18 protein-coding genes and 1 pseudogene are annotated in these 25,449 nt (G+C 65.4%); 8 read left to right on the forward strand and 11 right to left on the reverse strand.

Translation table 11 applies throughout. From position 1 onward, the window contains the following. Positions 1-2: 2 nt before the first annotated feature. Positions 3-893: an FAD binding domain-containing protein gene (locus tag OG874_RS15770; RefSeq protein WP_330255890.1), complete on the reverse strand. Its 891-nt coding sequence runs from the start codon at positions 891-893 to the stop codon at positions 3-5. Positions 894-950: 57 nt separating this feature from the next. Next, entirely contained in the window at positions 951-2,111 is a 1,161-nt protein-coding gene (locus OG874_RS15775; RefSeq protein WP_330257306.1) for an XdhC/CoxI family protein, read from the reverse strand. A gap of 64 nt (positions 2,112-2,175) precedes the next feature. Between OG874_RS15775 and OG874_RS15780 the strand changes: the two genes are divergently transcribed. Beyond that, positions 2,176-3,132 (forward strand): LysR family transcriptional regulator, encoded by a 957-nt coding sequence (locus tag OG874_RS15780; protein WP_330255891.1) that lies wholly within the window; start codon positions 2,176-2,178, stop codon positions 3,130-3,132. Positions 3,133-3,269: 137 nt separating this feature from the next. Here OG874_RS15780 and OG874_RS15785 read toward each other — a convergent pair whose 3' ends face one another. Beyond that, positions 3,270-4,001 carry a cache domain-containing protein gene (locus OG874_RS15785; RefSeq protein WP_330255892.1) on the reverse strand — a complete coding sequence of 244 codons (732 nt, stop codon included), beginning with the start codon at positions 3,999-4,001 and terminating at the stop codon, positions 3,270-3,272. Beyond that, the gene (locus tag OG874_RS15790; RefSeq protein ID WP_330255893.1) at positions 3,998-4,750 is read right to left on the reverse strand and encodes a FadR/GntR family transcriptional regulator; all 753 of its coding nucleotides are present in this window, start codon (positions 4,748-4,750) and stop codon (positions 3,998-4,000) included. The genes OG874_RS15785 and OG874_RS15790 overlap by 4 nt, the downstream gene beginning before the upstream one ends. Before the next feature lie 383 nt (positions 4,751-5,133). Here OG874_RS15790 and OG874_RS15795 point away from each other — a divergent pair, with 383 nt between their 5' ends. After that, positions 5,134-5,403 (forward strand): hypothetical protein, encoded by a 270-nt coding sequence (locus OG874_RS15795; protein ID WP_330255894.1) that lies wholly within the window; start codon positions 5,134-5,136, stop codon positions 5,401-5,403. Positions 5,404-5,795: 392 nt separating this feature from the next. Next, complete coding sequence (locus OG874_RS15800; RefSeq protein WP_330255895.1) at positions 5,796-7,742, forward strand: glycoside hydrolase family 15 protein; 1,947 nt, start codon at positions 5,796-5,798, stop codon at positions 7,740-7,742. A 104-nt stretch (positions 7,743-7,846) separates the two neighbouring features. Here OG874_RS15800 and OG874_RS15805 read toward each other — a convergent pair whose 3' ends face one another. The 4 genes from OG874_RS15805 to OG874_RS15820 all read right to left on the reverse strand — a co-directional run bounded on the left by OG874_RS15805 (position 7,847) and on the right by OG874_RS15820 (position 12,409). Then, the gene (locus OG874_RS15805; RefSeq protein WP_330255896.1) at positions 7,847-8,170 is read right to left on the reverse strand and encodes a putative quinol monooxygenase; all 324 of its coding nucleotides are present in this window, start codon (positions 8,168-8,170) and stop codon (positions 7,847-7,849) included. A 135-nt stretch (positions 8,171-8,305) separates the two neighbouring features. Continuing rightward, positions 8,306-10,618 (reverse strand): Hsp70 family protein, encoded by a 2,313-nt coding sequence (locus OG874_RS15810; protein WP_330255897.1) that lies wholly within the window; start codon positions 10,616-10,618, stop codon positions 8,306-8,308. Next, complete coding sequence (locus tag OG874_RS15815; protein WP_330255898.1) at positions 10,587-11,846, reverse strand: DUF4328 domain-containing protein; 1,260 nt, start codon at positions 11,844-11,846, stop codon at positions 10,587-10,589. The genes OG874_RS15810 and OG874_RS15815 overlap by 32 nt, the downstream gene beginning before the upstream one ends. Then, positions 11,843-12,409: a hypothetical protein gene (locus OG874_RS15820; RefSeq protein WP_330255899.1), complete on the reverse strand. Its 567-nt coding sequence runs from the start codon at positions 12,407-12,409 to the stop codon at positions 11,843-11,845. Before OG874_RS15820 ends, OG874_RS15815 begins: the two co-directional genes overlap by 4 nt. Before the next feature lie 68 nt (positions 12,410-12,477). On the opposite strand from OG874_RS15820, the gene OG874_RS15825 reads away from it, so the two are divergent. Next, a complete protein-coding gene (locus OG874_RS15825; RefSeq protein WP_330255900.1) occupies positions 12,478-13,143 on the forward strand; it encodes an RNA polymerase sigma factor in 666 nt (221 codons plus the stop codon). A 27-nt stretch (positions 13,144-13,170) separates the two neighbouring features. Here the strand turns inward: OG874_RS15825 and OG874_RS15830 are convergent, their stop codons facing one another. Next, positions 13,171-17,361 (reverse strand): nSTAND1 domain-containing NTPase, encoded by a 4,191-nt coding sequence (locus tag OG874_RS15830; RefSeq protein WP_330255901.1) that lies wholly within the window; start codon positions 17,359-17,361, stop codon positions 13,171-13,173. A 910-nt stretch (positions 17,362-18,271) separates the two neighbouring features. On the opposite strand from OG874_RS15830, the gene OG874_RS15835 reads away from it, so the two are divergent. The 4 genes and pseudogenes from OG874_RS15835 to OG874_RS15850 all read left to right on the forward strand — a co-directional run bounded on the left by OG874_RS15835 (position 18,272) and on the right by OG874_RS15850 (position 23,337). Beyond that, positions 18,272-19,192, forward strand: coding sequence for an NADP-dependent oxidoreductase (locus tag OG874_RS15835; protein ID WP_330255902.1), 921 nt, complete (start codon positions 18,272-18,274; stop codon positions 19,190-19,192). After that, positions 19,156-19,320: pseudogene (locus OG874_RS15840) on the forward strand (thiolase C-terminal domain-containing protein); the annotation flags it as partial. The gene OG874_RS15835 and the pseudogene OG874_RS15840, both read left to right, overlap by 37 nt. 466 nt (positions 19,321-19,786) lie before the next feature. Further along, positions 19,787-22,054, forward strand: coding sequence for a hypothetical protein (locus tag OG874_RS15845; RefSeq protein WP_330255903.1), 2,268 nt, complete (start codon positions 19,787-19,789; stop codon positions 22,052-22,054). Positions 22,055-22,539: 485 nt separating this feature from the next. Then, positions 22,540-23,337, forward strand: coding sequence for an SDR family NAD(P)-dependent oxidoreductase (locus OG874_RS15850; protein WP_330255904.1), 798 nt, complete (start codon positions 22,540-22,542; stop codon positions 23,335-23,337). Between the two features lie 31 nt (positions 23,338-23,368). Here the strand turns inward: OG874_RS15850 and OG874_RS15855 are convergent, their stop codons facing one another. After that, positions 23,369-24,406 (reverse strand): aldo/keto reductase, encoded by a 1,038-nt coding sequence (locus OG874_RS15855; RefSeq protein ID WP_330255905.1) that lies wholly within the window; start codon positions 24,404-24,406, stop codon positions 23,369-23,371. Next, positions 24,403-25,446: an aldo/keto reductase gene (locus OG874_RS15860; RefSeq protein ID WP_330255906.1), complete on the reverse strand. Its 1,044-nt coding sequence runs from the start codon at positions 25,444-25,446 to the stop codon at positions 24,403-24,405. The genes OG874_RS15855 and OG874_RS15860 overlap by 4 nt, the downstream gene beginning before the upstream one ends. Between the last annotated feature and the right edge of the window lie 3 nt (positions 25,447-25,449).

Here is a 25,449-nt window from a genome sequence, read left to right on the forward strand (position 1 = left end):
GGCTAATTCCCTTCCAGCACAGGATCATTCAGTACGCGCTCGACCGCGGTGCGCAGCACGCGAATCGTCAGTTCGGACGCGAGATGGCGCTTGTAGTCCGCGCTGCCGCGCGCATCGGAGGCAGGTGAGCACGCCGCGCTCGCCCGGCGGCCCGCCTCCGAGAAGACCTCCTCGGTGGGCGGCTCACCGAGCAGCACGTCGACCGAGGAAGCGATCGCCGCTGGATCGGGGTTGACTGCCGTCAGACCGATCCGCGCGGCCGCGATCGTGCCGCCGTGCAGTGTCACCGTTGCGCCGGCCGCCGCGATCGCCCAGTCGCCGACCCGGCGCTCCACCTTCGCGTAGGCGCTCGATGTCCGATGCCGCACGGGAATTCGGATCTCGATCAGAAGTTCGTTGTGCGACATGGCGGTTTCGTACGGACCGATCAGGAAGTCGTCCATCGCGATCTCCCGGTCGCCGGACGGTCCGCGTACCAGGCAGGTGGCGCCGAGGACCGTGCAGACGGTGCTGAGATCTTCGGCGGGATCGGCCTGGCATAGCGAGCCGCCGATCGTGCCGCGGTTGCGCACAACCGGATCAGCGATCACCCGCTCAGCGTCGCGGAAGATCGGGCACACCGCGGCGAGATCATCGGACTCGAGCATATGCCGATGCCGGACCATCGCACCGATTCGCACCAGGGTCGGATCGGTGACGATGTAACCCAGTTCGGCAGCCAGGTCGTTGATGTCGATGAGATATTCCGGATTGGCCAGACGCAGCTTCATCATCGGCAGCAGGCTGTGCCCGCCCGCGACGATGCGCGCCTCCTCCCCCAGCCGGTCCAGTAGTCCGATGGCGTGATCCACGCCCGTTGCGCGCTCGTATTCGAATGGCCCAGGAACTTGCATGTGATCTACCTCACATCAATGGGAACAAGCTCAGCCTCTGCCCCACCGATGCAGTCGTCAAGACCGAGTTAAGGAATCACTTAATTCGCTGTTCACGCCCGGTGTGTGGTGAATCCGGCCGCCGGTTTGGGCCAGTGCGAGGCCGTGTCCGCCCCAGCGTCGCGCAATGATCTCGGCCGCGATGGACACCGCCGTCTCTTCCGGTGTCCGACCGCCCAGATCGAGCCCGATCGGGCTGGAAAGTCGGGCGAGTTGCTCGGCGGTGAGGCCGGCCTGTCGCAGCCGGGTCAGCCGCTCGTCGTGCGTGCGGCGCGACCCCATGGCGCCGACATAGCCGATCTCCGGCGCGCGCAGTGCCACCTCGAGCAGCGGAACGTCGAACTTGGGATCGTGGGTCAGCACGCAGACCACGGTCCGCGAATCGACCGCGCCGGCCGCGATCTGTGCGGCCAGATAACGGTGCGGCCAGTCGACCACGACCTCATCGGCGGTCGGGAACCGGGCGGAGGTGGCGAAGACCGGCCGCGCGTCGCATACCGTCACCCGGTACCCGAGGAACGATCCCTGCTGGGCGACGGCGGCGGCGAAATCGATCGCCCCGAACACCAGCATCCGTGGCTGTCGCGCATAACTGGCGACGAAAACCGCCATACCCTCGCCGCGGCGCTGCCCGTCCGGACCGTAGGACAGCACCTCGCTGCGGCCCGTCGCGAGCAGCCCGCCTGCGTCATCGATCACCGCATCGTCGGCGCGCGCCGACCCCAGCGTGCCGTGTGCACTGCTCGGCCGGATCAGCAGCCGCCTCCCGACAAGGGCGGAGTCGGGGTGCTCGATGACGGTCGCGATCGCGACCGGCCGGTGCTCGGCGATATCCACGGCGACCTCGCCAAGTTCCGGAAACGTCTCCCGCGAGATCGCCTCGACGAAGATGTCGATGATGCCGCCGCAGGTGAGACCGACGGCGAATGCGTCGTCGTCGGAGAAGCCGTACCGCTGCAGCACCGGACGACCGGTCCGGACGACGTCGGTGGCGAGTTCGTAGACCGCGCCCTCGACGCAGCCGCCGGAGACCGAACCGCCGACCGTTCCGTCCGGGGCGACGACCATGGCCGCACCAGGCGGTCGCGGCGATGAATGGAACGTCCGCACGACCGTTGCGACCCCAGCCGTGCCCCCGGCGTTCCAGGTTGTCATCAGATCCGTGAGCACATCCTGCATGATGTGTCCTCCAGGCACGATGCGACTGTCGGCGCTACATCCACCTCCAAAGTAGACTCGAATTGTGACGCCCGCCCAGCTTCGGGCCTACTCGACCGTGGTGCGGCTCGGCTCCGTCCATGCGGCGGCCAGAGAGCTGGGGATGTCCGACGCCGGTGTCTCGACGCACATCGCCCAGCTGCGTAAAGAGCTCGACGACCCGCTGTTCACCCGCACGGCGGCGGGTCTGGCCTTCACGCCCGGTGGGCTGCGCCTGGCCAGCCGGGCGATCGAGATTCTCGGACTGCAGCGCCAGACCGCCATCGAGGTGAGCGAGGCGGCGCACGGCCGACGGCTGCTCCGCATCGCGGCATCGAGTGTGTTCGCCGAACATGCCGCGCCCGGCCTCATCGACCTGTTCGCGGCGCGGGCAAAGGATCTGTCGGTCGAGCTGAGTGTGCATCCCACCAGCCAATTCCGCAGTCTGATCGAGACCCGCGCGGTGGACATCGCGCTGGGGCCCGGGCCGAATGGCACCGACACGACCATCAGCGCCCGGCCGTTCCTGAAGTATCAGGTCATTTCGGTCGCGCGCCCCGACAGCCCGCTGGCGGATGTCGCACCGCATCCGGCGCTGCTGCGGGAGCAGCAGTGGATGTTGGGCCCCAGCGCCGGCAGTGTCGACGGGCACATCGCGACGATACTGCGCGAGTTGGCCATTCCCGAATCACATCAGCGGATCTTCCAGAGCGACGCCGCCGCCCTCGAAGAGGTCCGCCGGGTCGGGGGCATCACCCTGACGATCGGCTTCGCCGTCTCCGCCGACCTCGCGACCGGTCGGTTGAGCCACATCAAGGGACCCGGCCTTCAGGCATCCGATGAGTGGTGCGCGACCACCCTGCCACCCGACACCCGCCAGCCCGCGGTGTCGGAACTGCTGCGGTTCATCACGACCCCGCGATGCATCCAGGCGATGATCCGCGGGTCCGGCGTCGGCGTCACTCGGTTCCGCCCGAAAGTGCATGTGACGTTGTGGAGTTGAACGCGGGCACTGCGCGGAGCAGCTACGCGCCCCGGGTCGCACCTGCCTCGGCAACGCGCGCGCCGCCGCCCGTCCACAATCTCGAGTACCTCCTGGCCACCGCAGCGCGCGAACCGGACGACGGAATCCGCAAAGGCTCAGTGGGATGTCGTGGGTCCCAGCGGTTGCAACGACCAAGGCATTGCCTCGACCGGGACTGCCGCGGCAGATCTGTCCATTCGGCTCGTCTTGGATCCGGTCGTGAATTCGGGATCGGTCCCCATAATGACGCGGCCTTCGCTATTGACCAGCACTACCCGCTGACCGAATGCCTGGAATCGCGGAAGCAAGATCTCCTCGATCGCGGCAACCGGCACATCGGCACCGGCGATTCCGAGAAATGTTCCCGATGTGGCCGTGACCGGTATCGAGAATGTGCAAACGTACTCATCGGTGCACGCGTAATCGAGGTGCGGCCCCTGTACCCATCGCCGACCCTGCTCGCGCGGAACCGTGAACCAGTCCATTTTGGTGTAGTCGTAGAAGTACTCACTATCGGGATTCAATTCCAGCACCAGGCGTTGCGCGTCCGGAAGCCACCATTCCAAGTGTCGGGGGCGATCGGTGAGAACGCCGTCGGCCATCACTACGCCTGCTCCGGTGAACAGCTTTCCGCGCCGCTCGAGCTCGCCGATAGTGGTCTCGCGCAGCGGTGCCAGATCAGTCGACTGGGGAGCGGACCGCGGCTTCTCGGTGAGACCATCCCAGAGGGTTGTCAGCGCGGTCCCGATGGTTGTCAGCGACAGGTAGACCTCGTCGGCCAGTTTCGCGACGGAATCAGCGAGCGACTCGATGGTCGCCGGGACCGGAAAGTTATCGGTATTCCTCATCGATCACTGAGCTCCAAGCGTAAGGCGACGAGGCGGCGGATGCGTGATTCGGTATGCGATTCTGCCAGTTCTCTCGCCCGGGCATCGTCTTCTCGTTCGATCGCGTCCACCAGATCACGATGGACAGTCCCCTCAGCCGCCGGGTCCAGTTTCAGCCTCGGCAGCCAGAGCAGGGCGGATAGCTCGGCCTGCAGTCCGACCTCGGCGCGGGTCAGCCGGGTGGACTGCGCGCACACCGCCATCTCGATATGAAAGCGGCTGTCGGCCCGGCGCGCCAAGACGAGGTCGGTGCTGTCCTTCAGCCGGTCGGCCAGGGCTCGGAGCCGGACTATGTCGGCCTGCAACCCGCGGCGCGCGGCAAACACAGCAACCGCTCCGGTGACGGCGAAGTGCTCGTCCCCCAGATCGCGCAGTTCCTGGATGCTCATCTGTTGCAACCGTGCCAGCGAGGTGTTCTCGAAGACCTCCGCCGAAGCGCTGATGAAGCTGCCGCCCCCGCGCCCGCGCTTGGTGTGGACGATGCCCTGCTGCCGAAGTACGACCAGCGCCTCCCGCAGAGTCATCGTCGATACACCCAGCTGGTTGGCGAGATCGGTCTCACTCGGCAACTGCTGGCCGTCGACCATCACACCGAGGCTGATCGCTGCGGACAGCCGCTGCACCACGGCATCGGTTTTCGGACCGCCGCCCTCGAGCGGTGACAGCACGGCGCCGAGCGCGGTCAATCCGATCCTCTTCTGCTGGGGCAACACGACTCCTCGGGTGGCGGGGACGTAGCACGATTCTAGCCAACTAACACTTGAACTATGAACTATGAAGTTAGATGTACACCGGTTCTATTCCGCACTCGGGGCTTAACGCGATCTTTACCGACGGACGTCTTGAACTATGAAATCTAATGTCTTATGTTCAGAACTATGTGAATACCCCGACACCTTGACGCGCCGGCGTCACGATCGAAGCAGGAATTTCCCCATGTCCGAGAATCCGACCTGGCCCAGGAAGCACCTCCGGTGGTGCACCGGTGGCCGTGCTGAGTTGCTAGCCGAGATGGCGGCGCATAGCCGACTGCGGCCGGTTGACAGTGGTCGCCAAATGCACGAGGTAAGCGTGCGGCGACGGGGGGTCGAAGATGGATGAGGATCTTCGCCGAACGGAAGTCGACGGCTTCTGTGTGACGTGGCGCTTCGTTCAGCATCATCTGATCGCAATTGTCGCCGTAGACAACGCATCCGACGCTTCGCAGGTAGCTTCCTTCTGCCCGAGCAACTACCCGGATCTCGCGCGGGCGCGAGAGCTCTTTCCGGAACTGGCGAGGCTGTGGGATGCGGTCCGCCACGAATTCTGGACGAAACTCATTCCGCCGCTGCCCCTGGCGGCCAGACGGCGAGTATTGGCATAACGTCGCCGAGGGCCGACCGTTCCGAAGCTGTATGCGGCGTTGTAGGGCCGGATACAGATCTGGCTTGTCGGATCATGCACCTGCGGCGAGGACGGCTGTGATGGCGCGACTGAGTCGATGAGCTTGCCGATCTCTGTGTCGGTCAACTAAGGCGTTCTCCGCTAGGCGGGAGAGCAGAGTCTCCACCGGATCCGGGACGGCTCACCCTCCCCATCACGTCGCAGCAATTCCGGGCTTGCCGATACGACCGACAAGGTGGTGGGCTATTTGGAAACGCCATAACACTCACGTCCCCGATCCCGCTCGCAGTTCGGTCGAGAAGAAAGGCGGTACACCAGGCAATCGCGTGGAGTAGCCGGCCAGATTTCAGCGCCGAGATGATGGAGCAACACATGGACGACGACATCGAACGCACGCCGCGGCCCACGGCGTTCCCGCGCATCGACGACTACGGTTTCATCTCCGACTGCGAGGTCACTGCGCTTATCGCCCCCAGCGGAGCCATCGAGTGGATGTGTCTACCTCGTATGGACTCCCCCAGTATCTTCGCAGCCATACTCGATCGTTCCGCAGGTTCGTTTCGGTTCGCCCCCGCCGACTTCATGGTGCCCACCGATCGCCGCTACGTCCCTGGCACGATGGTCATGGAGACGAGTTGGCGCAGCGGCGACGGGTGGGCAACGGTTCGCGATGTGCTGCTGGTCGGGCCCTGGCGGCACCAGACACCCGGCCGCAGCGCCCACCGTCGAACCCCCACCGACTACGACGCCGAGCACATTCTGCTGCGGACGGTGCACTGTGAGACCGGGCAAATGCAGTTCGGGCTCGACTGCCAGCCGTCCTTCGGCTACGGCAGGCATCGCGCTCGTTGGGAGTACCTCGACAGTTACCACCTCGCGCAGGCCAGCGCTGACGGGATCGATCTGCAGCTGACGCTGAGCACCGACTTGCGCTTGGGGCTGGAAGGTACGCACGCGCTTGCTCGCACCCTACTGAAGGCGGGCGACACACGCTTTTGCGCGCTCTCCTGGGGTAGTCGCGACGCGCCCCGCGCCGTTGACGAGGCCGATGAACGGCTGCTGCGGACAATCCACCATTGGCGGCACTGGTTGGCCGGCGGGCGGTTCCCGGACCATCCGTGGGCTGCCCAGCTCACCCGCAGCGCACTGACCCTCAAGGGCCTGACCTTCGCACCCACCGGCGCCATCAGCGCCGCCGCCACCACGTCATTACCCGAAACCCCAGGTGGACAACGCAATTGGGACTATCGCTACTCGTGGATACGCGATTCCGCCTTCGCTCTGTGGGGCCTGTACACACTGGGTTTCAGCTGGGAGGCGAATGACTTCTTCTCCTACATCATCAACTTGACCGAAAACGTCCGGGACATGCAGATCGTCTACGGGATCGGCGGCGAGAGCGACCTCACCGAGCAGACCCTCACCCACCTGCGCGGCTACGAAAATGCCGGCCCCGTGCGCATCGGCAACGACGCGTACCGGCAACGCCAGCACGATGTGTGGGGCGCTGCGCTGGACGCGGTCTATCTCTACGCGCGCAACCAAGACCAAATCGACGCACGAGCCTGGCTGGTGCTGAGCCGGGCGGTCAAAAGCGCCCTCACCTACTGGCGCCAGCCCGACCATGGCATTTGGGAAGTACGCGGGGAGCCGCAACACTTCACCTCCAGCAAGGTGATGTGTTGGGTTGCCGCCGATCGCGGCGCCCGGCTTGCCCGCATCCACCAGGACGTCGAACGCGCGGATCGCTGGCAACAGGCCGCAGACGAAATCCACGCCGACATATGCGCTCATGGGGTCGACTCCCGGCAGGTGTTCACCCAGTACTACGGCAGCACGGCGCTGGATGCTTCGAACCTGCTCATCCCGCTGGTTCGTTTCCTGCCCCCCGACGACGACCGAGTACGCAACACGGTGTTGGCCATCGCCGACGAACTGACCGAGGACGGCCTCGTATTGCGGTACCACGTCACGGAAACCGACGATGGATGCGCAGGGGAAGAAGGTGCGTTCACGATCTGCTCGTTCTGGCTGGTCTCGGCGCTGTCGGAGATCGGCGAAAAGAAACGAGCCAAGCAGCTGTGCGAGAAACTGCTTGCCTACGCCAGCCCCCTCGGCCTCTACGCCGAGGAGATCGACCCCCGAACCGGCCGGCACTGGGGCAACTACCCCCAGGCGTTCACCCACCTCGCCCTGATCAACGCCGTAATGCACGTCATCCAGGACGAACAAGCCATACTGCGGCAGGCACTCGGCGGGGAATCGATCGCCCCGCGACTGGACGATGCATCATTCACACTGGGATACATGCACCGCTGACCCTGACGCTGGGGACTACAACAACTCGACGATCCGTTCGGTGGTCGCTACGCGGTGGCACGGTGTGACCGTGTGGCGGTCGCCGACGTGTTTCGCAGAAGCGGCTATTCGACGGTCATCTCCCCCATTTCGGACCAGTCGGTGGCGTCGATGGTCTGGCTGATGATGCGCGGGGTCTGGGCGAGGGCTGCGGGAAGTTCGGTCATCGCGGACTTGAAGTGGGAGCTGCCGACATGGGCGGCGCCGGCGGCCTGGTCTCGGAATGCCTCCACGAGGACGAATTCGGACGGGTCGTCGACGCTGCGAGACCAGTCGAACCAGAGGTTGCCCTCCTCGGCTCGGGTGGCCGCGGTGAATGGGCCGACGAGGTCGAGCCATTCGTCCGCCTTTTCGGGCTTGGTCTTGAATTTGACGACGATGAAGATCATTGCGCGCCTCCTACGGTGGGTCGGGCTGCCACGACACAGCCCGACTCCCGCTGGTGTCGGGCGGTGATCGTTGCGAACATCCCATTGTCGGACGGTCAGCAAATGTTGGAGGGCCGAACGAGGCCCTCGGCCAGATCAGTACGACGGCCGAACCGTGCTGAGCGGATCGTCTGCTGCCTGCGACGCCGCGGGCAGCAGGGCGAAGAGCTGACTGTTGATCGGTCGCAAGGGTGCAGTGTCGTCGCGGTCCAAGGCGGCGTAGCCCTGCGCGATCAGACGATCGGCGTGTAGCGGGCTGCTCATCTCGGCTCGGCGGGCGGCGAGCTGGTGAAAGAGCTCGACCTGCAAGACACCTGCGCGATCGAGCACCTGACCGATGAGGCGGCCGAGGTCGTTCGTGTGCTGGCGCAGCGCCGTCGAGTCACGTGTGTCGATCGCGTCTTCGATCGCGAGCATCGTTGCGCGCATCGCGACGGCGTCGTCAGCATTCCCATGCGCGGCAACGATATCGGTGGCGTCGGCGCAGGCCGAACGAGCCTTGGCGACAAGTTCGGGCCATTGCAGCGCGTCCTCGGCTTCGTCGAGGGCGACGTGCAGCTCGCGCACCAGCGCGTCGCAACCTTGTGCGGCATCGGTGTCGTCGAGGGCAGCGGCGAGCCGTTGTTCGACCGTCTCGGTTCGGCCCGCCGCATCGACCTGCATGAGCACCATGCCGGCGACCGGATCGCCGGCCTTCACCTGACGAGATCGCAACGACGCCAATCGTTCCCGGATCTCACTCACTCGGCCGAGGAGTTCGGTGTGGGTGGGCACCGTCTCGGATTCGAGATCGGCGACCTGGTCGAACTCCTCGTCCAGCATCGGCACGTAGGCACGTGCGGTCACCAGCCGCGACGAGTCGATCTCCACGATGAACTCGATATCCGAGCCGAGGGGTAGCGGCCGCGAGATGTGCTGGGCGCGCACCTCGAGGCAGCCGACCCGCCGATTCCGATCCGCCCTCGGCTGTTCGCCTTCGAGAATCGGAATACGGATCACGCCGCTCGCGACGCCGGGCGTGACGGTCGTCGTGGTGTGTAGCTTGGCGCGGCAGCGCACCGGCAAGGTGGCGCCTTTAGGAGCGAGCGACAGCAACGTGTTGTCCGCGAGGCCGATTCCGATGGAATGGATCAGTGGTTGCTCGGCCTGCACCGCGCCGACGGTGTATGTGAACGTGTCGGGGCCAACCTGGTGGCGGTTACCGAGCGCATCGCTCAACCACACTTGAAACGTGTTGAGCCGCCCGCGCTCTGCGAGCACCCGCGTGGCGAACGTGCCGCCCGGCGCGACGGGAACGCGGCCGCTGCGCCACGGCGGGCGGGACTCGGGATTGCCGAACTCGATGGACAGACCGTGGTCGGCCGGTCCGATGCTGCCGCGGATCAACGGGTCGGGGTCCGGCCCGGCCGGGTGGTAGTCCAGTGTGAGCGCAAAGCCACCGTGCGCGACCGGTGGTGCCGAAACAGCTTCGTAGCGTTGCGTTCCAGCGAAGATCGCGGCACCGCGTGCGACGACCGTGAGCGGATCCTCGGTGTGATCGAGCGCAATGCCCAGCCCGGATTCCGGGTCCGCGAGATACTCCCGAACAAACGGTGACAGCGTCGGCCCGCCGACGAGGATCACGCGTTCGATATCGCCACGGCCCAGGTTCTTCTCGGCCAGCGCTCGCCGGCACAACTCGACCGTGCGCGCGAGCACCGGGGCGGCGAAGCGCTCGACTGGCGGATCGTCGAAGTCGTCGAGCACGGGCCGAATCGCTGTTGCGACCTCCGCACCGGCCAGCCGCTCGTCGCCGGATGCCATCCGCACGGTCGCGCGCACCTGATCCGCGGCCGCCGAATCGTCCCCACGTTCGACCGCGCGGGCAAATAGGGCGGCGTTGACCGAAACCAACAGCGCGGGCAGCAGCCGCCGCAACTGATCGACGAAATCGGGACGGATCTCCGGCTCGTCCAACTGCAGAATCCGGTCGCGCACATAGTCCCAGCCCGGCTCTTCGCTGACAGCTTCATGCCAGAGCCACCGCACACCCGCCCAGTCGACAGCGTCCGCTGGACCGGCCAGGGCCCTCGCGTGCGCATCGACCGCGCGATTGTGCGCATCGTAACCCGGCCAGTGCCAAAAGAATTCGTCGATGATCCGGCGCATCGGGTCCCCCAGTTCCCGACAGGCCTCGGCAATCCGCTCGTCGCCTCGCGCCTGCTCGGCGCGTCGCCGGACCGCACGAGCCGATGCCGTGACGTCCAGTCCGGTCACGTGAAAACTATTGCGCTGGTATATCTCCGGGCCGACGAAACGGCGCAGCCCGGTCTCGTAGCCGGGCTCGATCATTCGGCTCATCGCGTTCCCTCGAACCTGGCCCATCGCCACCATGTCGTCATCGACTCCACGATCGAAATCGGATGTCATTCGGATCGCCGACCAGTGCCCGCGACCGCTGCCAGTTGCCGATGCGGGTGATGATCACCGCCGCGCACGCCCCGGCAACCACCATCGACAGCGCCACGGCAGCGGCCCGTGCCGGCGATAGGAAGTCGGAATCGGTTGGCCAAAAGAGCACGGTCCACGTGGCCAGCCACGCCAACCACCACACACCGACCAACAACCCGCCCGGACGCCCACGGAGATCCGGCGCATCCGTCGGTGTCCGCGGATCACTGGCGCGCAGCACGTCGGTGAGGATCGACGCCGGAAACCACGTGTTGACCACGGGGCAGAACCAGCCGCCGACCACCCACCCGATCGGTAGCCGATGCCGCGCCGCACACAGCGCATCGGCATTGCTCCGGGCCTGCCGCAGCCACGCCATGAACACGATCCCCGTGCCGACCAACGCCATGAGCATGATGATCATGGCCGAACCGACGACCATGGACCAGTCATGAAACTCATTGCGGGCCTTGGCATTCGGATACTCTCCGTGATAGCTGTCGAGCGCGCGATAGCCCAGCGCCTCGGTGCTCACAAAGACGAGCAGTGCAGCCGTGGTGCAGCCGATCAAACCGATCGACCAACGCCCGAGCGCATCGATCGGTCGGACGACCCGCAGCTTGCCGACCGCGGCGACGGGCGTGACCGACGCAGACACCTGGCCCTGATTCTGCTCGGGTTCGGCCCGGCGGCTAGCCGAGTGCCGCGAGCCGTCGTTTTCCAGCCAACGCGTCGTGGCGGCGGCCACAGTCAATCCGATCGTGATGACCGGGAAGATGACCCCGACCGTCACCAGCACCGGACTGCCGACCAGGATCAGCTCGTCGTCACTCGCGGCAACCGCCTTCACGATCGCGAATTCGACTATCCCATAAGCGATGTCGGCCGTGCAGGCGGCGACGATGAACGTACGGCCGGCCCGGCTTCCGCGAAGCAGCTGAATGGCGCCGACGAGCAGCAGCACGCCGACCACCGAGAAGATCGGAGCCGAGATCAGCAAGGTCGTCCGCATCGGGCGATCCGCCTCGCGAAGCAGTTCACTGCCCGTGCCGAGAAATATGAACAGGCCGACCGCCAGCACTGCGCTCAGCAGCCGATGCGCCGCGCCGAACAAGGCGAGCACACCCGCCGCGATCGCAGTGCCGCCACTTGGTCGGTGTCCGTACTGCGGATTCGGTCGGCCATCGGGATACGGTTGGTATGTCATTTTTCGTCCGTTTCCCATGGCTGCGCCGGACGGTAATCGAGCCAGCGCTTGGTCGCCGGAACCGCGGCGAGAATGAGAGTGATCATCGCCGGGGTCTGGACGACGAGCGTGGCCAACACGGAAGGACCGATGTCCAAGCTGATCGTGCTGTCATCGCCGAATCCAGCAATTGCCAGGTACGCGAGCATGATCCAGCCAACCGAGACGTTCAGCGTGTAGGCGGCCAGCACTTGCGCCCGGCCTACGAGCCTTCTGCGGAACAGCTGGACAGCTCCCGCAGCCAACAGGACTCCGACGGTGAGCCCGAAGAGACCGATGAGGATGAGCACCGGTTCGAACCAGTACGGCCACTCGCCGTCCAGTCCGGCATCGGCTGGTGTCGAGCCGAGCACAAGGCCAACGAGAATGACTCCGAGCAGATGCGATGCGGCACCGAGGCTGGCCAACACACCAGCTGTGATCGCAGTGAAGCCACTCGGCGGATTGTCGGAAAGCTGGGGAAGTGTTGCCGGATACGGTTTCATGCATCCCTCAACTCCGTGATGGGCCGAACGGTTGGTCACGTTTCGTGCCCAACTTTTTCGGGCACCGACGTGTTGTAGTTCGGTAACGGCACAGAAAGGCGGTTCGGATGAGCACGGCAGACAATGGCGATTGGGTACGTGACGTTGCGCTCATCGCGCTGCTGGGCGCGGTCCTGCAAGACTGTGCGAGGGAACCGCTGTCACTGCTGGCGAGCGCCCCTGAGACGTCGGTGATTCGGATCGGGCGTGGCGGCGTTGATTCGGTGCGGGCGTTCGACGACCTACTGATCGAGGCGTACGAGTCGACCAAGGACATGCTGCTGGCCTCGGTGACCAAACAGGTCGGGAGCCGCACCGACGCGGAAGACATCGTCCAGACCGCGTTCATGCGCGTCTACGCCGCGCGTCCCGGTATCACCGACGCCGAGGAATTGCGCCGCTATATCTGGACCGCCGCAAAGAACCTGACCCGCGATACCTGGCGACGAGCCGCTAACGATCGCGACCGCCTCGATCCCGACGGCGAGACGCGGATCGCGCAGCTGGCAGACAGTGCCGGACTCGCCTTCGACGATGTGATCGCGTTGCGGCACACGCTGATCGCCGCGCTGAACGCCGTCCCCGCCCGCGAACGCCAGGCAGTGGTTGTGCGCGCCTTCGAGGGAAACACCTATGCCGAAACTGCCGCGATCATGGGCGTGGGAGACGGGACCGTGAAGGCCTACGTGCACGCCGCACTCAAACGGCTTCGGGCGAATATCGAAGCGGCTTGATACACAATCGAATTCAACGCTCGAGCGTCAGCCGCTCGCGCATGGTGGCTCGGTGTCGACGCCGCGCGGGATCTTGTCGCGTTCGGCGTCGGTGTAGTCACGATTATTGATCGCGCACAGCCGTTGTTGAATATTGTTGTCGTCGAGGTTGATATAGAGTGGCCCCTGGTCGGACAGGCCGATCAACGTTGCTCCGATGAGCGTCCATACTCGAATAGATCCTGGGACCGCGAACTTGGTGCTCGTCTGAGTGCGGGTGTCCCATACTTCGATCTCTGACCCGCCGGACAGGACTATCGTGCCGTCAGATGACCACCCCGCCATTTGAAAGTCTTCTGGAATCGCGGCAAGATCGACCTTAGCACTTTGGTCCGTGATGGAATTCCAGCGATACACGCTTCCCGCTTGGTCTTTGACGAGCACTTCCGCATCCCGTGGATTCATTTTTACATCGAAAATGCGGTTCAGAGCCCCGGGACTGAACGAACGTACCCGCACTCCGGTATCCAAATCCCACAATTGCAGTTCGGCATACCCGGCCCGCACAATCACCGAAGAGCTATTCGAATACCCAATTAGAAATGCGGTTCGTACACTATTTTGCAGATCTTCGGCGTTGTCACTTATTTGCACCGGATTGCCGATCTGCCGACCGTCGCTGATCCGCCAGCGGGTGATGACACCCGCATACAACACAGTGGCTTCGTCGTTATTGCCGACCACGATATGTGTCGCACGTTCGCTCGCAGGAAACGCGGTACCCAGATTCGGCGGAACAGGTAGTGTTATACGACGCTCGACGGTTAGGTCGGGATTGTTCAAGACCAGAAGTTCATTCGTGCGCGTCCCAGTGAGGACGTGCCGATTGTCCGGCGTGAACGCCACCCGGGTGTTCGGGGCGCCCGTCAACTCCGCGAGCTTTCTGCCCGCCTGGGCAACTACCCGCCTCGACTGCAGATCGACCAGTACCGAGACTCCGCCACGCACGATCTGCGCATAGCGGCCGTCGGGACTCCAAGATGCGTAGTTGTTGTTGTCCGGCAGGGCCGCTTGCCAACTCGATTTGTCCAGTTCTGCCGCGACCCCGTACCGCTCCAACCCATCATAAGTTTTCATCGCCACGACCGGACCATTCGGCGTGATCCCCACGGTCGCACGTCTGCTAGTGCTATCGTTCGGAATTTGGACATAATAGCTGCGGCCGGTGTCGATCTGCACGATCAGCGCGATTGCGAACGCATCCCGATACTTGCCAGTGTTGATAACGGCAAATTGTTTTGTGCCGTCAAGAATGGTGCCGAGCGGACAGCTACCGACATTCATGTGGTAGCGCTCGGTACCATCCATTTCCCTAACCGTCAGCACCGCAGGATCCGCGCCGCAGCCAACTATCAATCCGCTGGAACTGAAATCACCACCTGCCCACTCCCCGATCTCACGTCCGGTCCCCAACTCTCGAACGACCGAGCGTTGCTGCCTCGAGGAATTCATTTCCCAGAACCACGCAGCGGCGCGGTTCGGATCGATTCGAACGGGTAGGCGCCACGCCATCCCGTCCGCAGAAATACCCGACAACTGGCGAGGTGGTCCTGCGACATCATAGAGTTCTATCACGTCGGGATCGCCCATTTCGCCGCCGGTTTCTCGTTTCGGATCGAATGACACGATCAGCGATCTACTATCGTCGGAAAACATTTCCGAGACCGCAAAGCGTCCCACGCCCGTTGGGGCGTCCATACGAACCGTCATCGGACCGCTTCTAGTTGGGATGTCCCACAGCGAGATACCACCGCGACTGTTGACCGCAACTAGCTTCCTCCCGTCCGGACTCAGCTCGATCTCGATAAGGTCCGCAACGAATCCGAGTCGCCAGCGCGACGGCTCACCCACAAAAAGTTCGCTCACAACGATGATTTCGCCATTCGTCTGGGCGACTGCAAGGACGGACCCGTCTCGACTGTCGGATGTGTCTATCGCATTCGACCAGAGGCCGGAGTAGCGCGACTCCAACGAGCCCAGCCGAACCTGCGCCAGCAGTTGAGCAGCGCGAACCTCAGGGTTGTCTGGAGCGAATTTCCCTGCTGCTTCGACAAATTGGAGTGCCTGGTCGGCATCTGTGTCACCGACCACCTCCGACTGGTGAGCAAGGTTGGCCCCTGCCTGCTCGCGCAGCTGAGCCGTCCGGGCTTGACTGGTCCGATAGGCAACGACAGCTGTTCCCGCGGCGACGAGGGCGAGTACGGTCACAACCGCGGTGACGGTCCACAACCGCCGGACCGCGCGTCGACGGAGCCGACGGCTGGCACCGATGTATAGCCGATGCGCTGCAGGGACTTCGGGTTTGCGCTTGTCGACCCAGTCGAGCGCATCCTCCAGCGCCCTGCCGTGCAGTAGCGCGCCGTTGTCGTGCTCGGACAGCTCCCACTTCTGGCGGTCCCGCTCGAGTTGCTGCTGCCAGGCGCGGAAGTCGCGGTCGTCCTGCAGCCAGCCGCGCAGCCGCGACCAGTTGTCGATGAGGGCCTGGTGAGCCAGTTCGACGGTGTCGGTTCCGTGCGAATCTCGCCCCACGACGACCAGCCGATCGCGCGCCAATCGTCCAGCGACACTGCGCAGTTCAGGAAAGTCATCCATCGACACCACGGACCGGACGAAACCCCCTCCGCTCGAAGTGGGAGCGGCGAGCAGCTTCAGCAAGCGCTGCACGTCGAATGCTTCGAGCGGGTCGGTGAACTGGGCCAGCACGTGGTCGGCCCGGTCGGTGAAGAAACCTGTTGCGCGGCCGGCTCTTTCGTAGTCCTCGACGGTAATCGACGCGCCGGCGCGTCGATCCCACAGTTGCGTCAGCGTCGACTCGAGCAGTGGCAGCGCGCCCGGCTCGCCCACCGTGTCGTCTACGAGACGCTCGACGAGCGCCGGCTGCAGATCGACGCCAGGCGCACGGGCGGCGGGCCGCTGGATGGCGTCGCGGAGCTGGTCACGACCCATCGGCGCCAGCGCCACCGTCGCCCCGTCGAGAAATCCGGCGAGCTCTGCGTCGATCAGGTTGTTCAGCGCATCCCACCGCAACGTGAGCAGAATTCGGATGCGCCCCTCGGTATCGGCGCGGGTGAGCTCCATCAGCCATTGCAGCACCGCGCGCGCCCGCTCCGGCGCGGTCGCGGCCAGATCCTCGAACTGATCCGCGAACAGCACCAAGCCCTCCGGCGGCACGCGCTCGAGCAGCCGCGCCACCGAGTCGTCGACGGTCCCCGGATCACGTGCCGCGTGCTCCGCCAGCAGCGTCGAGAGCTCGCCGCCGTCCGGAAGATCGAATCGTGGGGTAACCGCACGGACGACCGGCGTGGCCGCATCGCCCGGCGACACATCGCCGGCGAGCCGGAAGCTCGCGATCTGCCGCCCCTGCGCGCGGAGCCGGGGGATCACCCCCGCGCGGATGAGCGACGATTTGCCGGTGCCGGACGGTCCCGCTACCGCGACGAGCGGTCGCTGCCGCAGTGCCGACAACACACGCTCGATGTCGTCGTCTCGACCGTAGAAGTAGTCTGCGTGTTCCTCGTCGAACGGCTCCAGCCCACGATAGGGATTGGGGACGAACGAGGGGTCCATACCGAGCACGTCGGCGATCGGGATCATGAACGCGGTCCCGGTGTACCCACGCGGGTCGGCAACCGCTGCCATCCCCACCACCGCGTCTGTTCCGCTGTCCCATACCGGTGCACCGCTGAACCCCCGCGTGATCGGCTGGCCGCCGACCCGCTGCAGCTGCAGCCAGCCGGTGCCCTGCCGTTCCCGGAACTCGCCGGAGGCCCAGACACCGTCGGGCAACTCCGCCGGAAAACCGAACATCCGGAACTCGCGCCCCCACGGGTCATGGGCACGCCAAAATGGCGGCGGCGCAACCGAATCGCCCACTGCGCCGTCCAGCTCCAGGATCGCGACATCACCCCGACCGTCCCCGGCGATCGGGGTCCACCGGCGCACACGCGCACGCCGCGGCCCGGCCGAGGGCAGCAACGGAAAGTCCACCGCCACAATCGAGTCCGGCGGCTGCACGGCATTTGGGTCGGTACCGGTTGCGTATGCGATCACGTGCGCACACGTCGCGACGACGTTCGGGCCCACCAGAAACCCCGCGCCAACGACCTGACCTGTGGTCGTGCAGATCCGCGCATGCGCCGAACCGAATCGAGCGACAGCGCTCGAACCACCTGCAGTCATGGGCCCTCTCTCTGTACCCGAACGAACATATCGCGGTACAACAGAGCTCGAGATCGAAAGCGAGATGGTCCGTTATTCACCTCGCCGCGTTTCGACAGCCTTCGCCTCGTCTACCGGTCGGTATCCAAGTGTTACGAGCACCAGTGTTATTGGACTCCTGTTACCGGCGTCGGCGAATCGCGCGCCGCAGCTTGGGGTTTCGTACCGGAGGCCACCGTCGTGCACAGCCGAGAGACGGGGATCGGCAAGTCGCGCATCGTCTTCCGGCAGACCACGAATGCACTAGCCCGACCATCGCGACGGCCACGGCAACCGCGGCGATCGTGACGGCGGCCGCGGCGACTGCCGCCATCAGCCGTGGGGCCACACGCCGGGCACGCCCAACCGGGATCAAGATCTGCCGTTGAACCGACACTCCCTCGAGGAGGTCGTTTGAAGCGGCGGCAGATGGCCTACGTGCCGGATCAAGCGGCCAGGTTCGGCCCGCAGCTGCTCATCGCCTCCGCCCGCGCAACATGGTCAAAAGTTGCCGCTGGGTTCGCGGAACCTCGAATCGTCCTGGCGAGAATCGGTTTCGAGGGGTACAGCCGCCGGGCTGATAGGTTCGGTCGGCAGCCCCTCGAACGGATCCATCCCGAGGCGACCGACCTGGAGCGTGCGTTGGAGGTCGCCGAGCGTGCCGGAGTGTTCTCCGGATGCAGGCGGATGGAACTCCCGGCGGGCGGGTGAGCGAGAGCGTGTCTTATATGCGGGTCCAGGTGATGCCGCGGGCAGGACGACGGCGGCGGGGCGAGGGAGCGGCCGAGCCCTGCCCGCGCGTGGCGCTGAGCTCGGGCCCGGCACGCGAGGCTGGCAGACTGCCGTACGCGCAGCAACCGCGACACTCCCTGAGTCGAGATCGGAGCGATTGATGAAAGCAGTCCGTTTCAACCATTTCGGAGGCCCGGAGGTCCTCGAGATCGTGGATCTCCCCGATCCGCATCCGGGTCCCGGCCAGGTCCGGATTGCGGTGCGCGCGGCCGGTGTCAACCCGAGCGACTGGAAGAAGCGCAAGGGCCTGATGGATGGGGCGCTCCCGCAGACCCTGGGCTACGAGGCGGCGGGCGTCGTCGACGAGCTCGGCGAGGGCGTTGCGGACGTGGCGGTCGGTGATCGCGTATTCGGCTTCTCCGCCGAAGGGGCGGCCCAGGCCGAGCTGGCGGTGCTGTCCAACTATGCGCCGATCCCGCGGTCGCTCGACTTCCCCGGCGCTGCCGCGCTGCCGGCCGCCATCGAGACAGCCACGCGCGCGCTCGACCAACTCGGCATCGAGAGCGGCAGCACGCTGCTCATCAACGGCGCCTCCGGAAGCGTCGGTAGCGCCGCGGTTCAGCTCGCCGTGGTGCGCGGTGCACGCGTGATCGGCACCGCCAGTCCGGCGAACCACGAGTACCTTCGCTCGCTGGGGGCCGAGCCCGTCGCCTACGGCGCGGGCCTCGTCGACCGGGTTCGCGCGCTCACGCCCGACGGCGTCGACGCCGCGCTCGACGTCGCCGGGAGCGGCGTCCTGCCCGAGCTCATCGAGCTCGCGGGCGGCCCGGAGCACGTCGTGACGATCGCCGACTTCGGTGGCGCACAGGAGCACGGGGTGAGGTTCAGCAGCGGGGACGCCGGCCGCGCGGTCCACGCGCTCGCCGAGATCGGCGAGTTGATCGAGTCCGGGCGCTTCTCGCTGCTGGTCGCGCAGACCTTCCCGCTCGCCGAGATCGCGCAGGCGCACCGCGTCAGCGAGGACGGTCATGTGCGCGGCAAGCTCGTGCTGGTGGTCATCCGCCCGGCGCCACCGGGGTAGCCCAATGTGCCGAGCTGTTCGAACAGTTGTGCGGCGATGCCGCCAACCAGGTCGACGGTGCGCGAATCGGCCTGGCGCACAACGTCGGCGGCCCGACCGCGGTCGCGGCGGTGACCATTCTGGCGGGCCGCAGGCCGGAGAGAACGGAGCACGTCGCGCAGAGTCTCAGTCGCCGAATGTCCAAGGTCCTGTTGCGTTCGGCCGCCTTCCCGGCTCCTGCTCCAGGTACTCGGCGCTGATAGCCACCGACGCGCGGGGCGCGGGCCTAAAGGGTTGACCACGATCGGCTGCGCCAGTTCGCATCGACCGAATTTGGCCCTGACTCGAATTTGGCCCTGATACAGCAACATATCAGCATCATCAGTTTGCCTGAGTCGTCCGTGCGCAGTGGCGTGACCGGGTGCAGCCGTTCGAGACAAGCTTGCACGACGTCACCGGCATTTCGGGTTACAGATCGGTCTCCATTGCGTACTTCTGCTGAATTGCATACCAGCACTGCCGGATTCGGAAGCAGCAACCTCGATCCCGTGCGAGGCTGTAGGCCCCGGGGCTCGAGCCGGGGAACGATCGCAGTGTTCGAAAGGGCGGACAATTATGACAACGACCGACAACTGGGCGCAGACCACCGACGACGCGGCCGCCACCGAGGAGGAGACGACAGCTACCGAAGACGACGTGGCGGTGACCGAGCCGGAGACAGCCACCGCAGCCGAGGTGGAAACGCTGGCCGCAGCGGGCGAAGCGGCGGCTGAGAGCGAAGCGGCGGTTACTGAAGGTGAAGCAGCCCAGCAGACTACGGCATCGGCGGCTGAGGACGATGTGGTTGCCGAGTGGGAGCCCGCTGCGACCGAGGGTACCGAAACGCCGGAGGCTGAATCCGCATTTGCTGAGAGTGAAGTGGTGGCGGCTGAGGATGAGACCGTCGCCGATGCTGAGGCGGAACCCGTAGCTGAGGCTCCCGACGTCAGTGAATCCTCGGCCGCCGAGAGCGGTTCGGTTGCCGAGGGTGAGGCGGTCACCGAAGCTGCGGAAGCCGAAGATGAAGATGAAGTGCCGCAAGCCGACCCGACAGTCGAAGCCGAAGCCGAAGCGGTCGACGCGGCCGAGGAAACGGAGACAACAGCCGCCGAAGACGAAGCTACTGCGGAAGCTCAACCTGGTGCTGAGGCTGAAGTTACGGCGGCAGTGGAAGCCAGTACGGTTGCCGTCGAGACCGAAGCGGGAACGGCATCCGAAGATGAAGGGTTGCAAGCCGACCCGACAGTCGAGGCCGAAGCCGAGGTTGCCGACACGGCCGAGAAAACGGAGACGACAGCCGCCGAAGACGAAGCTACTGCCGAGGCTCAACCTGACGCTGAGGCCGAAGCTGTAGCGCCGGTGGCGGAAGCCGATGCTGTTGCCGCTGAGACTGAAGCCGACACAGCAGGCGAAGATGAAGTGCCGCAAGCCGAGGGGGCAGTCGAAGCCGACGGAGTCGAGGTCGCGGATGCGGCTGCGGAAACGGAAGGGGTGGCCGCCGAAGACGAAGTTGCTGCCGAGAATGAGGCCGCCGAGGCCCAACCTGACGCTGAAGCAGAAGGATCGGCCGAAAGTGCGGAGGCGGTGGCGGAGACCGCTGCCATTGCTGCGACCGAGGCGGAAGCAGTCGCCGAAGGTGAAATGCCGGAAGCCGAACCGGCAGTCGAGGCCGAAGCCACAGTCGAGATCACGGAGGACGCCGATACCGGCGAAAGTGGGGCGACGGTGGCGGAGGAGGACATAGCCGGTGCCTCGGGTGAGGAGGCGGTAGCTGAAGGCGGTGCGGATGTCAGGACCGAAACACCGGCCGGGGAGGATGTCGCCGCAGAAGACAGCGATGCAGTAGTCGCCGAGGCTGAACCGGCCGTTGCGGAGGCGGCGGAGGCCGAAGGGGACCAGGTCGCTGCAGCGGAGGTGGCCGCTGAAAGCGAGGAACCCACAGACGGCGAGGAGGTGGCCGAGGCCGAAGTAGTTGAGGCCGAAGCAGCCGGCGTGACAGAGCTGGCGGTCGAGGCAGCTGCGGCGGAGCCACCCGTTGCCGAGTATGCGGAGGTCGTCGAAGCGGCTGAACAGGAGCAGGTAGTAACCGAAGGTGAGCCAGCAGCGGAGGCTGTAGCCACAGCGGAATCTGCGGTGGTGGGTCTGGAAGCAGCCGAGGAAGACTCAGCAGCTGACGATCAGGAGGAGGTCGAGACCGAAGCCACCGCCGAGGTGGTGGCCGCCGAAGGCGAGGCGCCCACTGAGGACGAGACGGTGGCCGAGGTGGGTGACGTCGAGGTAGCTGAGGAAGAGGGCGCGGCCGAGGCCCCCGAGGCGGAAGTGGCCGCCGAAGTACAAGCGGTAGCCGAGGAAGCGGAAGTGCCTGTGGTTGTGGAGGCTGAGGTCGAACCGGAGGCCGTAGCGGTGGCGGTTGCGGAACGTGAGGAGGTAGCCGAGGGCGAAACCCCCAGTGAGGTCGAGCTAGCGACTGACGACGAGGGCAGTCCCACCGAGCGTGACGTAGCCGAAGATGCGGCAGCGACCGACGATGAGACAGCCGTCGAGTCCGAAGAGGAAGTGGAGTCGGTCGCGGTCGGAGCAGAGGACCTGGTGACCTATTCGAGCTCGGTCGCCCTGGCCACTGACAAAGCGGCTTCCGCCGGTGAGGGTGCAGCGGCGAGAATCAGCGATCAGGCAGCGATCATCAGCGATCAGGAGAGGATCATCGCGAAACTTCGACGAAGGGTGATGGTTCTCGAAACCATGGTCAAAGCGCAGGAGGCCCAAGCCAACTCACTGGTCGGACTCGCCACGACCTATAAGAACGAATTGACCAGTCTCGCAGCCGATCTCATGGATCTCTGACCCGCCACCACGAAACACCGGGAAGTGCCTGCACGCTGGAAAGCCCACGGCGCTTCCCGGTCTGTTCGACCCGGGACCGAGCAATCCTCCAGTAGCAGGCCCGGGTCGAGAAGGCCGGATTTGGATCGCCGGCACCGAGCCACCGGCATCCGGCGACGCGGAGCCGGCTCGCAATCCGGCCAGCATCCGCACGTCCGGGCGCTTGTCAGGTCCGGTCGCCGGAGGGCCTGTTCGGCTGTCGCCGAATATCTTGACGACGACCCACCGTTCGAGGTGAACTTCGGCGACTCGACCACCGTCTCGACCGAAGACAGATTTCGAGAACCAGAGATCTCTCGTCGAATCGCGCGGACCGGGAGGCAAGACGCGCAGCACCACGATTCAGCGCACCGCGGGGGCGCTGCTCGCACCAGAATTGCGCGGAATTCGGATCAACGCGAGCGGGATCGGTCACCAATGCCACCGGGGTTGTTAGCGTCGGCCGGGTGGATCTGAACCTGGACGGAAAACGCGCGATCGTGACCGGCGGTAGCCAAGGGATCGGGCTGGCCATTGCTCGCGGACTCGCGACCGAAGGCGTGGATGTGGTGATCGCGGCGCGCTCAGCCGAACGACTCGAGGTCGCCGCACGGACATTGGCCGACGAGACCGGCCGACGAATAATCGCGATACCTACCGATACCGGGGACGACGGCCAGGTCAAAGAACTCGTCCAGCGCACTGTCGCCGAATTGGGCGGTGTCGACATTCTGGTGAATTCCGCCGCGACGCCGTGGAGCGCCGGATCCCCCACCGATCTGACCGCGACCACCGACGACATCGTCCGTCGCGAGATCGAGATAAAAGTGCTCGGTTACCTGCGCACCGCACGTGCGGTCGCACCGCACTTCATCGCGCAAGGCTGGGGCCGGATCATCAACATCAGTGGACTGGGTGCGCGGCAGGCCAATTCCATCACCCAAACCATTCGCAATGTCAGCGTTTCCGCATTGACCAAGAACCTGGCGGACGAACTCGGCCCGAAGGGTATCAATGTGACGGTCGTGCATCCGGGCCTGACCAGAACCGAACGCCTCACCGACCGTTTGACCGCACAAGCCGAGGAATCCGGAAGTACGCTCGCCGAACTCGAAGCCGGGCTCACGAGGAACTCGGTACACCGGGTCATCGACGCTCGGGAGGTCGCCGACGTGGTGACCTTTCTCGCATCACCACGCAGCATCGCCATCACCGGCGACGCTATCGCGGTGGGCGGCGGCGTCCCCGGCCCGGTCTATTACTGAGCACAGGTTCTGTGCGGCAGCGGCTGTCCGGTCACGCGACACTCCTGCGCTGCGCCGGATCGGCGATGGCATCCGAAATCTTGCCGGTGTCGCGGTCAGCGAAGACCGTTCCGGGCGCAACGATCTCATCGATGCGGTCCAGCACGTCGGCGGTGAGAGTGACCTCGGCCGCGCGTAGGTATGCGTCGAGATGCGCCTCGGTGCGTGGGCCGATGATCGCCGCGGTCACATCCGGATGCGCCAGCACGAAACCGATGGCCAATTCGATCAGGGTCAGGCCGGATTCCTCGGCCAGCACCGCGAGGGCGTCGGCCGCGGCGAGCTTCGCCGCGTTGGCGGGCGATTCGATATCGAATCGGCCCGCAATGAGATCTGCCCGATACGATTGCGGCTGCGGCGCACCGATCCGGTACTGCCCGGAAAGCCACCCCGCCGCCAGCGGACCGTAGGTGAGTACCCCGAGCCCATACTTGCGGGCGATCGGCAAGGTCTCGCGTTCGATACCGCGGATCAGCGGTGAGTACGGAACCTGTTCGGTGGCAGGTCGATTCAGCTTCCGCCGGTCGGCGACCCACTGCGCCTCGACCAATTCGGCGGGTGCGAATACCGAGGTTCCGTAGTACCGGATCTTGCCCGCGCGCACCAGATCATCGAGTGCGCCCAGGGTTTCGTCGATCTCGGTCACCGCCTCCGGACGGTGAACCTGGTAGAGATCCAGGTGGTCGGTGTCGAGTCGGCGCAGCGAATACTCGACGGCGCGGGTGAGCCAGCGCCGCGAGTTGCCGCGATGGGTCGGGTCGTCATCGACGGCGTTGTGGAATTTGCTGGCGAGGATCACCTCATCGCGACGGCCGCGCAGTGCCTTGCCGACAATGGTCTCCGACTCACCGCGCGAGTAGGTGTCGGCGGTATCGATGGCATTGACACCGGCATCGAGCGCGCGGTGCACCAACGCGATCGATTCCTCGTGGGAGGTCCGGCCACGAGCACCGAAATTCATGGCGCCCAACACGAATGGACTGATACGCACCCCGGTACGTCCCAAGATGCGCAGGTCGGACAGGCTCATCGGCGCGCCCCCACATCGGTGCGACGGCGGGTGGACGGATCGGTGAGCGACGGGGGCAGGTAGCCCTCATCGGCCGAGCTGATCGTCACGCCGGGCGCGACGATCTGGTCGATGCGGTCGAGCAGTTCGGCGTCCAGTCCTACATCGACCGCACCGAGCTGGGTCTCGAGGTGTTCGAGCGTTCGCGGCCCGATGATCACACTGCTGACCGCCGGATGCTGCAGCACGAACGCCAGTGACAGATGCACCAGCGACAGCCCCGAGTCGTCGGCGAGCTTGGCCAATTCCTCTGCGGCGGCACGCTTGCGCCGGTTGGCCTCGAGCGCCGGATCGTGCCGATGTGGTTGCCTGGTCAGCCTGCTGGATTCGGCCGCGCTCTCACCGGCCCGATAGCGGCCCGAAAGCCAGCCGCCCGCAAGCGGACTCCAGGTCAGTACGCCGAGACCGTACTTCTGGGCGATCGGCAGTGTCGCCCGCTCGGCGGCGCGGGCGAGTATCGAATACGGCGGCTGTTCGGTGACCGGTCGCTGCAGGTTCCGATCCTCGGCCACCCACTGCGCCTCGACCAGCTGATGCGGTTCGAATGTCGTTGTGCCGTAATAGCGAATCTTGCCCGCCGCGACCAAATCGTGCAGTGCGCGCAGGGTTTCCTCGATCGGCACCGCCGGATCGGGCCGGTGCACTTGGTAGAGGTCGAGGTGATCGGTGTTCAGCCTGCGCAGGCTGTCCTCGACGGCGCGGATGATCCAGCGCCGCGAATTGCCCTGACTATTCGGATCGGTGCCGATCTGGCCGTGGAATTTGCTGGCCAGCACCACCTCGTCCCGGCGACCGGCCAGTGCCTTGCCGACGATCTCCTCGTTCTCACCCTGCGAGTACACATCGGCGGTGTCGACGACATTGATGCCAGCGTCCAACGCGCGGTGGATGATTCGCGCGGCATCGTCGTGGTCGCGGTTGGCCCACGCCCCGAAGTTCATCGCCCCCAGGGTGAGCGGGCTGACCAGCACGCCGGTGCGGCCGAGATAGCGGAATGTCATGGT

Origin of the sequence: Nocardia sp. NBC_00565 (assembly GCF_036345915.1) — a bacterium.
Classification (GTDB): domain Bacteria; phylum Actinomycetota; class Actinomycetes; order Mycobacteriales; family Mycobacteriaceae; genus Nocardia.

Coding starts and splice junctions, on each gene's coding strand:
- OG874_RS15770 (WP_330255890.1), bottom strand. CDS start 893: ATGCAAGTTCCTGGGCCATTCGAATACGAGCGCGCAACGGGCGTGGAT.
- OG874_RS15775 (WP_330257306.1), bottom strand. CDS start 2,111: ATGCAGGATGTGCTCACGGATCTGATGACAACCTGGAACGCCGGGGGC.
- OG874_RS15785 (WP_330255892.1), bottom strand. CDS start 4,001: ATGAGGAATACCGATAACTTTCCGGTCCCGGCGACCATCGAGTCGCTC.
- OG874_RS15795 (WP_330255894.1), top strand. CDS start 5,134: ATGGATGAGGATCTTCGCCGAACGGAAGTCGACGGCTTCTGTGTGACG.
- OG874_RS15800 (WP_330255895.1), top strand. CDS start 5,796: ATGGACGACGACATCGAACGCACGCCGCGGCCCACGGCGTTCCCGCGC.
- OG874_RS15805 (WP_330255896.1), bottom strand. CDS start 8,170: ATGATCTTCATCGTCGTCAAATTCAAGACCAAGCCCGAAAAGGCGGAC.
- OG874_RS15810 (WP_330255897.1), bottom strand. CDS start 10,618: ATGACATCCGATTTCGATCGTGGAGTCGATGACGACATGGTGGCGATG.
- OG874_RS15815 (WP_330255898.1), bottom strand. CDS start 11,846: ATGACATACCAACCGTATCCCGATGGCCGACCGAATCCGCAGTACGGA.
- OG874_RS15825 (WP_330255900.1), top strand. CDS start 12,478: ATGAGCACGGCAGACAATGGCGATTGGGTACGTGACGTTGCGCTCATC.
- OG874_RS15830 (WP_330255901.1), bottom strand. CDS start 17,361: ATGACTGCAGGTGGTTCGAGCGCTGTCGCTCGATTCGGTTCGGCGCAT.
- OG874_RS15835 (WP_330255902.1), top strand. CDS start 18,272: ATGAAAGCAGTCCGTTTCAACCATTTCGGAGGCCCGGAGGTCCTCGAG.
- OG874_RS15845 (WP_330255903.1), top strand. CDS start 19,787: ATGACAACGACCGACAACTGGGCGCAGACCACCGACGACGCGGCCGCC.
- OG874_RS15855 (WP_330255905.1), bottom strand. CDS start 24,406: ATGAGCCTGTCCGACCTGCGCATCTTGGGACGTACCGGGGTGCGTATC.
- OG874_RS15860 (WP_330255906.1), bottom strand. CDS start 25,446: ATGACATTCCGCTATCTCGGCCGCACCGGCGTGCTGGTCAGCCCGCTC.